This window comes from Komagataeibacter intermedius TF2, from assembly GCF_000964425.1.
GTDB lineage: Bacteria > Pseudomonadota > Alphaproteobacteria > Acetobacterales > Acetobacteraceae > Komagataeibacter > Komagataeibacter intermedius.
In genome coordinates, this window is record NZ_BANF01000539.1 from 1 (window position 1) to 13915 (window position 13915).

A 13915-nucleotide genomic window follows, 5' to 3' on the forward strand; every position below is an offset into this window, starting at 1 on the left:
GTGGCGGGTATTACCAGCCTGCCCCGCCGCACGGTCTATGCCCGCGCGCTGGAACTCGCACGTGGGCCGCAGGGGTCATGACCGGGGTCAGTGCTGTTCGGGCAGGTCGGTGCTGAACAGCGAATCCGGCGGCATGGCGCCACCGGTCGAGGCATCGAGCAGGTCGACACGCGTGGTTTCCTGCTGGGCGTCCTGAATGATCCAGCCGCGCAGCAGCAGCGGGCTGTCATGGAAAATCAGCGTCATGCTGCCATCGCCGGGGGAATCGGTACGCACCAGCGTAATCTCCAGCACATTGCCATCATGCGACAGGCCGGTGACCGTCACATCCCCCGATAACTGGAGGTGCGGACGCAGCAGCAGGCCCAGCGGTGTCTTTTCCATGGGCATGGTGGTGGTCTGGTCCAGCTGGCTGTCGTTGAAGACGACCTGATCATGATTGGCGACCAGCAGCAGCGGGCTGGGCGGATCATACTGGAATCGCATGCGCCGATTCGTCCGGTCGATCCACGCGGTCCCCGTGCTCTGCTTGCCATCCGGCGCGGTCTGGCGGAAACGGGCCTTCAGCAGACTGATCGCATCCAGGTGCCGTTCAACACGCTCCAGCAGGGCATGGTCCTGATCCGATGCGCCAACGGCCATCTGTTCCTGCGCATGGGCGATGGATAACGGGCTACCGGCAGTCAGCAGGCAGGCGAGACCACAGGCGGCAAGGGTAGGATGGAATTTCATGATACGGGATGATCCATGCACGAAGTAGCCGCCCACTGGTGCCCCATCATGGGGGTAATATCAAGGCAGGCGGATCAGGAACTGCCAATCAGCACACCGGCGGCAAACACCAGCAGGCCGCCAAGCACGATCTGCACGACAGCCGACCCGAACGGTGTTTCCTGATACCGCCAGCGTATCCATGAAATCACGAACAGTTCGATCACCACCACGATCACCGCCGCGACCATCGCCGCCGAAAAATCATTGATCAGGAACGGCAGTGTATGGCCGATCCCCCCCGCCGTGGTCATGAGCCCGCATATCAGCCCGCGCAGCAGCGGCGCGCCACGGCCCGACAGCTTGCCATCATCGGACAGGGCTTCGGCAAAGCCCATGGAAATCCCCGCCCCGACCGACGCCGCCATGCCGACCAGAAAGGCATTCCATGGCAGGTGCGTGGCGAACGCCGCGGCAAAGACGGGGGCCAGCGTGGACACCGACCCGTCCATCAGGCCGACCAGACCGGGCTGGATGACCTGCAGCACGAAGCGGCGGCGGGCGTCCTCGTCTTCGCTTTCGCGCTTGTTCAGGGGCAGGCGGTCCAGTTCGATCGCATTGGCGGCCTGTTCATGCCGGTCCTCGGCATGGGCCAGATCGCCCAGCAGCCTGCGCGTAATGGCATCGGTGGTGCGCAGCGCGGCCTGACGGTAGAAGCGCGCGGCATCCATTTCCATCTGCCGGGCATGCTGGCGCACGGCCTCGATCCCCTGCGTCTGGACCTGCCATGCGGGCTTGCGCACGATGAAATCCGCAATGTCCTGACGGCGGATCAGCGGGATATGGGGACCGAACCGCCGGGCGTACAGGTCGATCAGGTCCCTGCGGTGGCTGTCTTCCTCCGCCGACATGTCGGTGAATATCTTGGACGTATCGGGATATTTTTCCCGGACCGCGTAAGCAAAATCGGAATAGATGCGCCCGTCTTCCTCCTCATTGGAGATGGCCAGCGCGAGAATTTCCTGATCAGTCAGGGACGAGAATTTACGCATTATCCAGTCTATGCATAAATTCCTGCGTCACCTCAAGAATATTGTAAAGTTAAAAATAATTATCAGTTATATTTGCGAAGTAATAATCGAAACTGATTATGCTTCTCGATTACATTTACTGTAGATACACCGTTCTCCCGCGTCAGACCGCAGCCTCGGCAAAGATACGGGTAACATCCCCCTGCCACCGGCCATGATAGGCCGCAAGCCATGCTTCCGCCTGCGTGGGACCACCCGCCGCGATTGCGTGCAGGGGGGCCAGGTAACAGGTTTCGTCACGTCCCTGCGCATCCCTGATATTGCGCGCCCGCAGCCCATCAGTCGCCAGTTCGACCATGCGCGCGGCCAGTGCGCGCAACGTACCCTGCCCCCATGGCGTCTCCAGCCCGGTGCGCGGCACCGCGCCGCGAATGGCGATGTAATCATCCCACCCGTGTTCCAACACCAGCCGTTCCGCGGCGTGCAGGGTGGCGTCGTCATACAGCAGCCCGGTCCACAATGCCGACTGCGCCAGCATCATGGCAGGCGTCCCGGCATCCGCGCCCCGCATTTCCAGGAACTGCTTGAGCCGCACATCGGGGAACGCCGTGGTCAGGTGGTCCTCGAAATCCCCGATCGTCGGACGCTGGCCCTCCAGTCCCGGCGGGCAGCGCCCTTCCAGCCAGCCCCGGAACGAACTGCCCGCGACATCAATCATCCGGTCATCGCGGGTGACGAAATACATCGGCACATCCAGCAGCCAGTCCACGTAGGATGCAAAGCTGAAGCCGTCTTCCAGAAAACGGCGTGGCATGCCCGCGCGCGCGTTATCGGTATCGGTCCAGATCCGCGCACGGTTGGACAGGAAGCCGTTGGGATGCCCTTCATAGAAAGGCGAACTGGCGAACAGCGCCGTCGCCACCGGCTGCAACGCCAGCGAGACCCGCATCTTGCGCGCCATGTCCGCCTCGGACCCGAAATCAAGATTGACCTGCACCGTGCAGGTACGCAGCATCATGTCCAGCCCCAGCGTTCCCACCTTGGGCATGTAGTTGCGCATGATGGCGTAACGGCTCTTGGGCATCCACGGAATATCCGACCGCCGCGCCGTGGGGTGAAACCCCAGCGGTGCGAACCCGATGCCCAGCCCCTCACAGATCGGGCGGATGGCCGTGAAGTGGCGCGTCATTTCGGACCCGGTTTCGTGCAGGGACGCCAGCGGCGCGCCGGACAGTTCGAACTGCCCGCCCGGTTCCAGCGAAATCGAACTGCCTTTCGCGTCCATCTGCCCCTTCAGCCCGATCAGCGCGTCACGGTCGATGATTTCTTCCCACCGCTTCCCCCCTTCTTCCGCCGCCAGGCCACGCAGCAGGGCTTCGATCCCCTGTGGGGCATAGGGTGGCGAGGACCAGGGCCTGCGATCCGGCGTTGCGGCGTCAGGGCGGACAAAACCGAATTTTTCATGTTCCGTGCCGATCCGCCATTCCGGGCGCGGCCGGGCGCCAGCCGCCAGGACTGCGACCATCTGGTCAAATGATTCGATTACGTTTGAATTATGCGCGCCGGGATTCGACATGGCGGGGGCAATATCCTCAATGACAGTCAGATTAACGCCGGCGACAGGCTGAACGCGCATGCCGGAGGGGGCAGGTGTTTATTGACCCATCCCTCATACGGCCTTGAGGCCAGCCCCGACAAGAGCCAGCGCCGCCGCCGCCGCGGTATCCGCCCGCAGCACAAGCCCGCCAAGCGACAGCGGCCTGACAAACGCACGACCACGCAGGATGTCATGCTCCCGCGGGGAAAAACCGCCTTCGGGGCCAATCAGCACACAGTCCCCCGGGCAGGCCGCGACGGGGGTGGCCGGGGCCTCGCTGCGTTCAAGGGCGGCGAACAGGGTTACACCGTCCGGCCACCGGGACAGCACCAGTGGCAGGTCCGCCAGCGGGTCGATCGCGGGCACGTCGAGGCGTTCGCACTGTTCGGCCGCCTCGACCGCGATGCTTTCCAGCCGGGCGGCATTGATGCGATGGGTATTGGTGCGTTCGCTGACCACGGGGCGGAAATGCGTGACCCCCAGTTCGGTTCCCATGCGGATGACCGTTTCGGTCGCATCACGCTTGAGCGGCGCGAACAGCAGGCCCAGCCCCAGCGTGGGCCGGGGCGCACGGGTCCGCTCCGCCAGCCGGATGCGACAGCGGTCCCGGCGCAGATGGTCGATCACGCCGCGCCATTCCCCGTCACGCGCGTTGAAGACCGCGACCGCCGCCCCCACCTGCTGGCGCATGACGGTGCCAAGGTAATGGGCCTGCCCCGGTTCCAGATCCAGCATGCCACCGGGTGCCATCGGGGCGGTCGTTTCGGGGGAAATGAACAGTCGCGGGCAATCCCTCATGCCTGACGGTAACCTTTCGCACTTGTCGCACTTGAACATAACGCCGGGGCCGGTCTTGACCCGACGGGGTCTTCCGGCCCATCTGTTTCGCCATTAGCAGCCACGGGGCGATCCGTCACCGGCAAACCCTGTCCCGCTGGCGCGATCAAGCCCGAAGGAGTTGCACCCGTGGACCAGCCAGTACCCCATACGGACATCCGGGTGGATGGCTGGATCGGCCGCCTGCCCGCGCGCCTGCGCCCGTATGCGCTGCTGGCGCGGCTGGACCGGCCCATTGGCACATGGCTGCTGTTCCTGCCCGGCGTATGGGGCATCATGCTGCCGGCGGGCGTGCCGGCATCGCAACGTATTTTCCTGATCGTGCTGTTCGGTATCGGCAGTGTCGTAATGCGCGGCGCGGGCTGCGTGGTCAACGACATGTGGGACCGCGACATTGACCGGCAGGTTGCGCGCACGGCGGGCCGCCCGCTGGCGTCGGGCGCGCTGTCGATGCGGGAAGCGGCGCTGTTCCTGGCCGCCCTGCTGCTGATCGGGTTCAACATCCTCATGAACCTCAATACCCTGTCACAGGTGCTGGGCGCGTCCTCGCTTGTCCTTGTGGGGCTGTATCCGCTGGCCAAGCGGGTGACGTGGTGGCCGCAGCTGGTCATGGGGTTCACGTTCGGCTTTGGCGCGCCGCTGGGCTATACGGCGGCGGCGGACCGGATCGATACCGCCCTGTGCGCCCTGTATGCCGCCACCATCGTCTGGCAGCTTGGCTTCGATACGATCTACGGTTTTCAGGACATGGAGGATGATGCCCGTATCGGGGTACGGTCCACGTCCCGTCTCATGGCCGGGCATGCGCGGCTGTTCGTGGGCGCGTGCTATGCCCTGACAGTTGCGGGACTGGCCGCGGCGGGGTGGCTTGCCCATACCGGTTACGGGTTCTGGCTGGCGCTGCCCCTGCCCGCCGTACTGCTGGCATGGCAGGTCAGCCGGCTGGACGAACGTGATCCCGCCGGGTGCCTGCGCCTGTTCCGCTTCAACCGTGAAACCGGCCTTGTCATTGCGCTGGCCATTCTGGCGGGCATGCTTACGCGCTGAGATGCATGATACGGCCCAGGAAGGTCCGGGCCATGTCCATGCACTGCAGGAACAGGGCGGAATCGTAACGATGCCCTTCATCGCGCAGGAACGCATGCTGGGCATTGAATTCATGCCATTCGTAACATACCTGCGCCTGTTCCAGCGCCTCGCGGATCATCTGCCTTCCTGCAAAGGGCACATGCGGGTCCTGCCGCCCCCAGACAAGGAACGCCTCCCCCTTCATCTCCCCGACCCGCGCCAGCGTATCATCGCATTTCCCGTGACCCAGGCTGTGGGCATGGATGTCGGTGGCATAGAAACACACCGTCGCGCGCACGCGCGGATCAAGGGCGGCACGAAACGCCAGATGTCCGCCAAGGCAGACACCCATCGTGGCCAGCGCGCCGGTGCAGTGCGGGTACGCCGCCAGCCAGTCCAGCGCCGCACGGGCATCATGGTCATAGGCGGCAAGCGATTTTTCATGCTTCAGGAAATTGCCCCGGTCCGTGCCCGGCTTGTCATAAGCCAGCACGGTGCCTGCAGGTTCGTATTCATGATAAACCTCGGGCACGCACACAACATGCCCCAGCCCGGCCATCATGGCTGCAAGCCTGCGGATGGGGGCCGTCACCTGATAGATTTCCGAAAACAGCACGATCCCGGGAAAGCGCCCCGCGATGGCGGGACGGAAAACATGCATCCGCATCATGCCTGATGGTGTCGGGATGTCGGCTGTCTCGTCCGAAAGAATGATCATCGCTGTGCTCCTGCTCCATAGGGCCAAAAGGGGCATGATAACAGCATCCGGACACGCCACCGAGGGGCCATGACCATGACGATGGTGTAATATCAGGTCTGAAAAATAGGGTATTTTTGTTCAAATATTGCGCAGAAAAAGCTTCCAACGTTGACAGCACGGGGGATCACCGGCCTGTATAGGGCATGAATTCGTTACAGAAACCATGATGTCATCCCTCTTCGCCCTCTCCCTCGCATCGCTGGCGATCATAGCCGTCGTGGTTCTGATTGCCCGTTTCAAGATCAATCCGTTCATCGTGCTGTTCGCCGTTTCGCTGGCGCTGGCGCTGGGTGCGGGCATGCCACCGCAGAAGGCCATCACGTCATTCGAAACCGGCGCGGGCCACGTGCTGGGGCATGTCGCGACGGTCATCGCGCTGGGCACCATGCTGGGCAAGATGCTGGCGGAATCGGGCGGGGCAGACCGGATCGCGGTCACGATCACCAGCCTTGCCGGCACGAAACGCGTCAGCTGGGCCATGATGGTGATCGGGCTGCTGGTGGGCCTGCCGGTGTTTTTCGAGGTCGGGTTCGTCCTGCTGATCCCGCTGGCCTTTACACTGGCGCGGCGCACCAACACGCCCCTGCTGCTGCTGGCGCTGCCCATGGGGGCCGCGCTGTCGGTCACGCATGCCATGATCCCGCCCCACCCGGCAACGCTGCTGGCGCTGTCGGCCTATCATGCGGATATCGGGCGCACGATCCTGTGGGGAATCGTGATCGGCACGCCGGTGGCCGCCCTTGCGGGACCGATTTACGCCCGCTTCATCGCCGGGCGGATCGGGCCGGTCCAGCCATCAGCGCTGGAAGCGCAGTTCGTCAACCATGACCTGCCCGAAAACATGCCCGGTTTCGGGCTGACGGTCATGACCATCCTGTCCCCCGTCATCCTGATGCTGGTGGGGTCGATGGCGGACATGCTGGCTGCGGCCCATACGCCCCTGAACAATGCGCTGCACTTTATCGGCAATACCGACATCGCACTGGCGCTGGCGACGCTGCTGTCATTCCAGGTCTTTGGCGCGGCGCGCGGGTTCAGCCGGGAAACCATCCTGAAATTCACCAATGACTGCCTCGCCCCCACCGCCCTGATCATGCTGCTGGTCGGCGCGGGCGGCGGATTCGGTCAGGAACTGGTCGATAGCGGCGTGTCGTCAGCCATTACCGACCTTGCGGTGGGGGCGCATGTGCCGCTGCTGGTGCTGGCATGGCTGCTGGCGGTGGTGGTGCGCGTGGCCACCGGGTCCGCCACCGTGGCCATGAGCACGGCAGCCGGCATTGTCGGCCCGATCCTGCTGCGCACCCATGCCGCGTCGCCCGAACTGATGGTGATCGTGACCGGGGCCGGGTCCGTGGCGCTGGGGCCGCTGAATGATGCGGGCTTCTGGCAGATCAAGGAATATCTTGGCCTGTCGGTTGGCCAGACCATAAAGACATGGTCGGTGATCGAGACGCTGATCGCCGTGCTGGGACTGGTATTCGCGCTGCTGCTGTCACTGGTGATCGGATAGTCTGGACATCATATTCAAATGACGGTTGGAACTGCCTTTTTTTCGGCAAAGACGGCATCTGACGCAGATTTTTGAACAAAGCCCCGGCAGGGATCTTTTTTAATTCCTGCAGTTATGGGCCAGCACGTCCGCCGCCTGCGCATGGTCGACCCCTTCCATGCCCAGCTTGGCCAGTGCCGCAGCCGGGGCCTGCTGCACGGCACGACAGGCGTCAGGCAGGACGAAGGTGGCAAATCCCGCCCGCACCGCATCGCGCGCGGTCGCAGCCACGCAGTAATCCAGCGCAACGCCCACCACGAAGACACGGGTGATTCCCCTGCCCTTCAGCAGGCCATCCAGTCCGGTACGGCTGGCATGGTCGTTGTCTTCAAAGGCGGAATAGCTGTCGATATCGGGATGCAGCCCCTTGCGCAGCACCACGCCAATATGCGCCTGCTCCAGCGCGGGCGACAGTTCGGCCCCCGGCGTTCCGGCCACGCAATGCACGAGCCACGGACCGCCCCGCCCCGCAAAGGACACATGCCCCGGCGGGTGCCAGTCCTGCGTTGCGACAATCGCCCCGAACGGCAGGTCGCATAACGGGTTGATCAGGGAAGGCAGCATATCCGCACCCGGCACGCCAAGGGGGCCGCCGGGCATGAAATCGCCCTGCATGTCGATGATCAGCAGGGCGTCCGTGGTAGATATGCGCAGGGACATGATCTGTCTTTCCTCCCCATGACGGCCAGGGCCATATGTACTACGACCGGACCTGACAAGGCGCCAGAAACGCAAAATCCGGACGGGCGGGCCGTCCGGATCCTGTGCCTAGCCTTTGGCGTAAGGGTTGTTCGATGCCCGTAGCAGCAGCCGGATCGGCGTGCCGGGCAGGTCAAAGGTTTCACGCAGGCCATTGACCAGATAACGCTGGTAATCCTCGGGCAGCTGGTCGGTGCGGGTGCCGAACACGATAAACGTGGGCGGACGGGCCTTGGCCTGCGTGATGTAGCGCAGCTTGAGCCTGCGCCCATCGACCAGCGGCGGCGGATGACGCTCGACCATCATTTCAAACCAGCGATTCAGCGCGCCGGTCGGCACGCGGCGGTTCCATATATCATAGGCGCGGCGCACGGTGGGCAGCAGCTTGTTGATCCCGGCCCCCGTCATGGCGGAAAACGCGACAACGGGAATGCCGCGCATCTGTGCAAGCGACGTCTCGATACGGTCCTTGATGGCCTGCCGCGTCGCAGCCCGGTCTTCCACTGCATCCCACTTGTTCAGCGCCAGCACGCAGCATCGGCCTTCACGCTCGATCAGGCGGGCGATCTGCAGGTCCTGCTCATGCACGCCCAGCGTCGCATCCAGCACGAGGATGACGACCTCCGCCATTTTCAGCGCCTCGATCGAGGCGGAAACGGACATCTTCTCCAGCGTCTCGTCAATCCGCGCCTTGCGCCGCAGCCCCGCCGTATCGACCAGCTGGATCGGGCCCTGGTCATCATGCAGCATGACGGCAATGGAATCGCGCGTAAGCCCCGGTTCCGGGCCGGTAATCATCCGCTCCTCGCCCAGCAGGCGGTTGAGCAGCGTGGATTTGCCCGCATTGGGGCGCCCCACGATGGCAAGGCGCAGCGGACCGGGGGGACGGACATCCTCCTCCTCGCCTTCCGCCTGTTCACGACGGCTGCGGCGCGTGGGTTTCTGTACGGGCGGCAGATCGGTTGGGGGCAGGCGGTCCGCTATTTCGGACATGAGGTCAGCCACGCCTTCCCCATGCTCGGCAGAGATGGCCAGCGGTGCGCCAAGCCCCAGCGAGAACGCCTCCATGGCGGCAGCAGCCCCCTGCCGTCCTTCCGCCTTGTTGGCGATCAGCAGCACCGGGCGGCCCTGACGGCGCAGCCAGTTGGCGAAATGCTCATCCGCGGGGGTCAGGCCACTGCGCGCGTCAATGCAGAACAGCACGAGATCGGCATCCGCCACTGCGGATTCGGACGATGCCCGCATGCGCCCGTACAGCGTATCGGGCGCGGCTTCTTCCAGCCCTGCCGTATCAATGATGCGAATGGCGCGGCCACGCACGGTCGCCTGCCCTTCCTTGCGGTCGCGGGTTACGCCGGGGGTGTCGGCCACAAGCGCCTGCCTGCGTCCGACCAGCCGGTTGAAAATGGTCGACTTGCCAACATTTGGCCTGCCCGCGATCACGACAACCGGCAGCGCATCCACTGGCGCGGATGGAAAAGATGAACTCACTGCGGCAACTTTCTTTTTAGCTATAGGCGATAAGGTAGCCGCTATTGTCCAGCAGCAACAGCAGATTATCGACCACGATGGGCGCGGTCGTTACCTGACCGGGCAATTTGTGCAGGGATTCGATATGTCCCTGCGCCGGATCAATGATGGCAACCCCGTTTTCGGGGAAGCTGGAAATGAACACCAGTTTGCCCCCTGCCAGCAGCGGACCGTTCCATACGATGCCGCGCTTCTGCTTGTCGGCGTTTTCATACTGGCGCAGCTGCGTGATCCAGCGCACATGGCCCGAAAGCCGGTCAAGGCAGGCCACCTGCTGGTCCATGGAGATGATGAATATCCAGTCCCCGATCACCAGCGGCGTATTCTGTCCCGAGATGCCACGTTCCCACAGCCTGCGGCCCGAACGCATGTCAATGGCCACCAGCACCGCGCCGGTGCTTATGGCATAGGCCGTACCATCGGAAATGACCGGCATGCCATGCACGCATGAAAAGTCGATCAGCGCCTGCTGCCCATTGGTGCTGCCCAATGTGTCAGCCCACACGACCTCGCCCCCTTCCGCGCGCAGGGCCACAAGGTCGCCCGAACCGAAACCGGCCAGAACCACCCCGTCCGCCACGGCCGGGGCCGGCTGGCCATAGATGATGGTGTCGGCACCCGTCGCGGCATATGTCCACAGGACATTGCCGTTTTCGGCATCCAGGCAGTACAGGTGTTCGTCAATGGTGCCAAGGAACAGGCGGCCGTTGTCAATGGTTGGCGCGGAACGGCCGGGGGCCTGGATATTGACCCGCCATTTCAGCTTGCCCGTCGCGGCGTCCACCGCCAGCGCCTGGCCAATGCCATCGACGATGTACAGCGTATCCCCGTCAACGCTCAGGCCACCGCCCAGGTTGTCCGACTGCATCTTGCGCGGCTTGGGGTTGTATTCCCACAGCTTGCGCATGGCCGGCCAGTGATAGGCCCGGATCACGCCCTGCGCGTCCATGACGAACAGTCGTCCGTTCTGCACCACCGGCGGGGCCTGGATGATGCCACGCCCGCTATTGCCAAGGGCGACGTAATACAGGGGATCGGGTTCGGAAATGCCCGCCCCGATATCGTGGGTCCACTGGTGGCGCATCTCGCCACGCCATGCGATATCCATGCCGACATGGCTGGCCACCACGCCGGACTGTGGCCAGTTGTTCACCGCCACTGGCGCAGGCACGGTCACCGCCTGCGTTTCGTCCGAATCAACGGTCAGGCCCGCCGTGGTATGCAGCACGTCGGAACGATGCCCGATCAGCAGCGGCTTCTTTTTCTGCGCACTGGAACAGGCGGCCAGGGCGGGCAGCAGCGCAGCCCCGGCACCAAGTAACGCGTGGCGGCGGCTCAGGGCTGTTTTCATGGTCTTCCTGTCTGTGGGCATGGGGGTGTCATGGGTCGGGCTAGCCACCTGCGTCAGCCCCCATTGTCTGCAGCATGGCTTCCGCGCGGTTGCGCACGCCATCGGTTACGGACATGTCCATGGTCAGACGTTCCAGCCGCGCGCGCGCGTCCGCTTCCTTACCGGTGCGCAGGTCAAGCATGGCCTCGGCCTCGATAGCCTGGGCGCGCCATGGCTGGCCCGCGCCATCCAGCACCGCAAGGCGCGAGCGCAGGGTGGCGGGATCGCCACTGTCGATCTGATGCTGGACCCACAGCAGGCTGGCGAGCGAGGCAATGACCGGGTCGGTGGCATGTTCCTGCGCCACGCCATCCCACAGGGCAAGGGCCGCGGGCAGGCTGCCGCTACCGGCCAGCAATGCGGCGCGTTCCATGCGCGCGAGGATGCGCAGCGGCGGCCGTGCCCTGCCGTCCAGCGCCGCAAGTTCCTGCAGGCCGGTTTTCTGCCGTGCGGTCAGCGCACCATCAGTACCCGCATTGTCGGGCGCGCGGGTGGCGTCCTGCATTGCAGTGAAATAGGCTGCCGAGACCGCTGCATCCGCCTTGTGCGCGCGGGAGACGGAATACTGCCACCCCCCGGCCCCGATGCATACCACCGCGACCACGGCGCCCGCGACAGCCAGATAGCGGCGCGCCAGCGCCCGGATGCGTTCGGCACGGATTTCCTCATCGACTTCCGTGAAGATGTCGTCAGCCACGTTCCTGTCGTTCCCTGCTCGCTTGCGCGGCGCCATGCGCACGGCGCGTCGTGTTTGTCGGCCCCAGCATATCCGGCCTGAAACGGCACGGCAAACCACCCTGTTCAGGGGCCATGCGCCGTCCCGGGCCATCATGCCTGTCCGATCACATAGACCGGGCCGTTTTCCACCGCCAGCCGTAAGCGGGGCGGAAATGCAAAAAGTTCGGGTTTTTCACCGTTTCCATCCCCATCTGTCCCGCAGCAGCGTCCTTGCGGCAGTCACGACCTGCGCCGTGGCCAGCCCTTCCATCGGGGCGTCGCCCACCGGCCCGGGGGCCATGGCCACCCGCGCCCACGGGCCGGCGGGCGCATATTCCGACGCCCGGCTGCGCCCGAACAGGCCCAGCGTGGGAATACCGCATGCCGCCGCAAGGTGCATAAGCCCCGAATCATTGCCAATGAACAGCGTGCACCGCGCCAGCAGCGCCGCCACCTGCGTGACCGACAGCCCGCCCCCCGTATCCAGCGCATCGGGCAACTGGTCCAGCACCGCCTGCGCGCGGGTGCGCTCGGCCGCCCCGGGGCCATACAGGATTACGGGACGCAGGGATGGATCATCCGCATGCAGCGCCCGGAACACCGCGACAAACCGCTCGGCAGGCCAGATCTTGCCATCCCAGTTGGCCGTCGGGCCAAGGGCGATCCAGCGTGGCCCATCAGGCAGCATGGAAGCCGCCTGCGTGCGCTCCCGGGCGCTCGTCCACGTGACCGGCAGGGGTGCGGGGTCAAGGCCCAGCAGGTTGCCGATATGGGTAATACGCCGCCCCGGCCTGCGCCCGCCCCGCATGACATGACGTTTGCCCACCCGCAGGAAATAGCTGACAACCGACCCACGCAGGTCCACGCACAGATCCCATTTCGTCCCCCTGCACTGCCGCCACAGTTCCAGCCAGTGACGGTCCCATGGCTGCTTGACCATTTCTATGGTGCGCACGCGGCGCGGCATATGCGCGAACAGACCAGCGGCCACCGGCCCGCAGGCAATGGTGAAGTCCGCCTGCGGATAGCGCCGCAGCAGGGTGTCCAGCAGCCCGGTGGACAGGATGGCATCCCCCAGCCGGGTGGATGTGATGAACAGGATATGCATTTTCGTGGTGCTAGTCAGGTTTTGCCTGTGTGCCAACCTCTCTTTACCCCTTGCCTGCGGGCACGGGCATGGCCAGATTGCGCGTATGGCCAGAATTGCTCATCTTCCTGATCGTGCCGTGCTTGGTATTTCCGGGGCGGACCGTGTTTCCTTCCTGCAGGGGCTGGTGTCCAATGACATGACGGCGGTCGCGCCCGGTCATGCGGTATGGACCGCCTTCCTGTCGGCACAGGGCAAATGGCTGGCCGATTTCTTTGTCTTTGCCGACCCCGAGGGCGTGCGCCTGCTGGTTGACTGTGATGCGGCACAGGCCGACATGCTGCGCCAGCGCCTGTCGCGCTACCGCCTGCGCGCGGATGTGGACATCAGCGAAACGGGTTACGCCGTGCATGCCGCATGGGGGGAAGACGTCATCCCCCCCGAAGGATATCCCGCAGCCCCCGACCCGCGCCTGCCGCAGGCGGGCTGGCGGTTCCTGCTGGGCCACCCCATGGCGGCCCCTTCGGCGGATGAGGTCGAGTACGACCACCTCCGCCTGTCGCTGGGCCTGCCCGATGGCGCAAGGGACTGCGAAAGCGGCAAGACCCTGCTGCTGGAAGCCAATTTCGACCAGCTGAACGGCATTTCATGGACCAAGGGCTGCTACATGGGCCAGGAACTGACGGCGCGCACCCGATACCGCGGGCTGGTGCGCCGTCACCTGCTGCCGGTCACGGCCCACCATGACCTGCCCGCGCCCGGCACGCCCATCGTGTCCGGCGGCGCGACGGTCGGGGAAATGCGGTCCTCGCGCGACAAGGTGGGCATGGCCATGATCCGCAACGAACATATCAACGATACGGGACTGAACGTGGACGGCCACGCGCTGCGCGTGCATGTACCCGAATGGTTTACCCTGCCCGCCAAGGCAGAATAGGA

General features: G+C 64.6%; 14 protein-coding genes. 4 read left to right on the forward strand and 10 right to left on the reverse strand.

From position 1 onward, the window contains the following. Nucleotides 1–81 (forward strand): hypothetical protein (locus B7449_RS24615; RefSeq protein ID WP_408734936.1); only part of this gene is annotated, 81 nt, incomplete at its 5' end. A gap of 6 nt (nucleotides 82–87) precedes the next feature. On the opposite strand, the gene B7449_RS18345 is transcribed toward B7449_RS24615, so the two are convergent. The 4 genes from B7449_RS18345 to B7449_RS18360 all read right to left on the reverse strand — a co-directional run bounded on the left by B7449_RS18345 (nucleotide 88) and on the right by B7449_RS18360 (nucleotide 4137). Continuing rightward, a complete protein-coding gene (locus B7449_RS18345; RefSeq protein ID WP_039735664.1) occupies nucleotides 88–732 on the reverse strand; it encodes a LolA family protein in 645 nt (214 codons plus the stop codon). Nucleotides 733–806: 74 nt separating this feature from the next. Further along, nucleotides 807–1763: an iron exporter MbfA gene (gene mbfA, locus B7449_RS18350; protein WP_039735657.1), complete on the reverse strand. Its 957-nt coding sequence runs from the start codon at nucleotides 1761–1763 to the stop codon at nucleotides 807–809. A 142-nt stretch (nucleotides 1764–1905) separates the two neighbouring features. Continuing rightward, entirely contained in the window at nucleotides 1906–3318 is a 1413-nt protein-coding gene (locus B7449_RS18355) for a glutamate--cysteine ligase (RefSeq protein ID WP_039735663.1), read from the reverse strand. 93 nt (nucleotides 3319–3411) lie between these two features. Continuing rightward, nucleotides 3412–4137, reverse strand: a complete 726-nt coding sequence (locus tag B7449_RS18360) for a 16S rRNA (uracil(1498)-N(3))-methyltransferase (RefSeq protein WP_039735656.1) — start codon at nucleotides 4135–4137, stop codon at nucleotides 3412–3414. Nucleotides 4138–4305: 168 nt separating this feature from the next. On the opposite strand from B7449_RS18360, the gene ubiA reads away from it, so the two are divergent. Beyond that, nucleotides 4306–5223, forward strand: a complete 918-nt coding sequence (gene ubiA, locus B7449_RS18365) for a 4-hydroxybenzoate octaprenyltransferase (protein WP_039735655.1) — start codon at nucleotides 4306–4308, stop codon at nucleotides 5221–5223. Here ubiA and B7449_RS18370 read toward each other — a convergent pair. Beyond that, nucleotides 5213–5962, reverse strand: coding sequence for a dienelactone hydrolase family protein (locus B7449_RS18370; protein WP_039735653.1), 750 nt, complete (start codon nucleotides 5960–5962; stop codon nucleotides 5213–5215). The two genes, ubiA and B7449_RS18370, sit on opposite strands and share 11 nt — an antisense overlap. 208 nt (nucleotides 5963–6170) lie before the next feature. Between B7449_RS18370 and B7449_RS18375 the strand changes: the two genes are divergently transcribed. After that, entirely contained in the window at nucleotides 6171–7514 is a 1344-nt protein-coding gene (locus tag B7449_RS18375) for a GntT/GntP/DsdX family permease (protein WP_039735662.1), read from the forward strand. A 99-nt stretch (nucleotides 7515–7613) separates the two neighbouring features. Here the strand turns inward: B7449_RS18375 and B7449_RS18380 are convergent, their stop codons facing one another. The 5 genes from B7449_RS18380 to B7449_RS18400 form a co-directional block, all read right to left on the reverse strand. After that, nucleotides 7614–8213 carry a nicotinamidase gene (locus B7449_RS18380; protein ID WP_039735652.1) on the reverse strand — a complete coding sequence of 200 codons (600 nt, stop codon included), beginning with the start codon at nucleotides 8211–8213 and terminating at the stop codon, nucleotides 7614–7616. A gap of 108 nt (nucleotides 8214–8321) precedes the next feature. After that, entirely contained in the window at nucleotides 8322–9743 is a 1422-nt protein-coding gene (gene der, locus B7449_RS18385; protein WP_039735651.1) for a ribosome biogenesis GTPase Der, read from the reverse strand. A 16-nt stretch (nucleotides 9744–9759) separates the two neighbouring features. Next, the gene (locus tag B7449_RS18390; RefSeq protein ID WP_039735650.1) at nucleotides 9760–11133 is read right to left on the reverse strand and encodes a PQQ-binding-like beta-propeller repeat protein; all 1374 of its coding nucleotides are present in this window, start codon (nucleotides 11131–11133) and stop codon (nucleotides 9760–9762) included. A gap of 40 nt (nucleotides 11134–11173) precedes the next feature. Next, the gene (locus B7449_RS18395) at nucleotides 11174–11869 is read right to left on the reverse strand and encodes a hypothetical protein (protein ID WP_039735647.1); all 696 of its coding nucleotides are present in this window, start codon (nucleotides 11867–11869) and stop codon (nucleotides 11174–11176) included. A gap of 213 nt (nucleotides 11870–12082) precedes the next feature. Then, complete coding sequence (locus B7449_RS18400; protein ID WP_039735646.1) at nucleotides 12083–12997, reverse strand: glycosyltransferase family 9 protein; 915 nt, start codon at nucleotides 12995–12997, stop codon at nucleotides 12083–12085. 85 nt (nucleotides 12998–13082) lie between these two features. Between B7449_RS18400 and ygfZ the strand changes: the two genes are divergently transcribed. Beyond that, entirely contained in the window at nucleotides 13083–13913 is an 831-nt protein-coding gene (gene ygfZ, locus B7449_RS18405; RefSeq protein WP_039735645.1) for a CAF17-like 4Fe-4S cluster assembly/insertion protein YgfZ, read from the forward strand. Nucleotides 13914–13915: the final 2 nt, after the last annotated feature.

What these genes read in the sequence shown, in the direction of transcription:
- B7449_RS18345 (WP_039735664.1), bottom strand. Translation starts at nt 732, where the DNA reads ATGAAATTCCATCCTACCCTTGCCGCCTGTGGTCTCGCCTGCCTGCTG.
- B7449_RS18380 (WP_039735652.1), bottom strand. Translation starts at nt 8,213, where the DNA reads ATGTCCCTGCGCATATCTACCACGGACGCCCTGCTGATCATCGACATG.
- B7449_RS18370 (WP_039735653.1), bottom strand. Translation starts at nt 5,962, where the DNA reads ATGATCATTCTTTCGGACGAGACAGCCGACATCCCGACACCATCAGGC.
- ygfZ (WP_039735645.1), top strand. Translation starts at nt 13,083, where the DNA reads ATGGCCAGAATTGCTCATCTTCCTGATCGTGCCGTGCTTGGTATTTCC.
- B7449_RS18355 (WP_039735663.1), bottom strand. Translation starts at nt 3,318, where the DNA reads ATGTCGAATCCCGGCGCGCATAATTCAAACGTAATCGAATCATTTGAC.
- B7449_RS18390 (WP_039735650.1), bottom strand. Translation starts at nt 11,133, where the DNA reads ATGAAAACAGCCCTGAGCCGCCGCCACGCGTTACTTGGTGCCGGGGCT.
- B7449_RS18375 (WP_039735662.1), top strand. Translation starts at nt 6,171, where the DNA reads ATGTCATCCCTCTTCGCCCTCTCCCTCGCATCGCTGGCGATCATAGCC.
- mbfA (WP_039735657.1), bottom strand. Translation starts at nt 1,763, where the DNA reads ATGCGTAAATTCTCGTCCCTGACTGATCAGGAAATTCTCGCGCTGGCC.
- B7449_RS18400 (WP_039735646.1), bottom strand. Translation starts at nt 12,997, where the DNA reads ATGCATATCCTGTTCATCACATCCACCCGGCTGGGGGATGCCATCCTG.
- B7449_RS18360 (WP_039735656.1), bottom strand. Translation starts at nt 4,137, where the DNA reads ATGAGGGATTGCCCGCGACTGTTCATTTCCCCCGAAACGACCGCCCCG.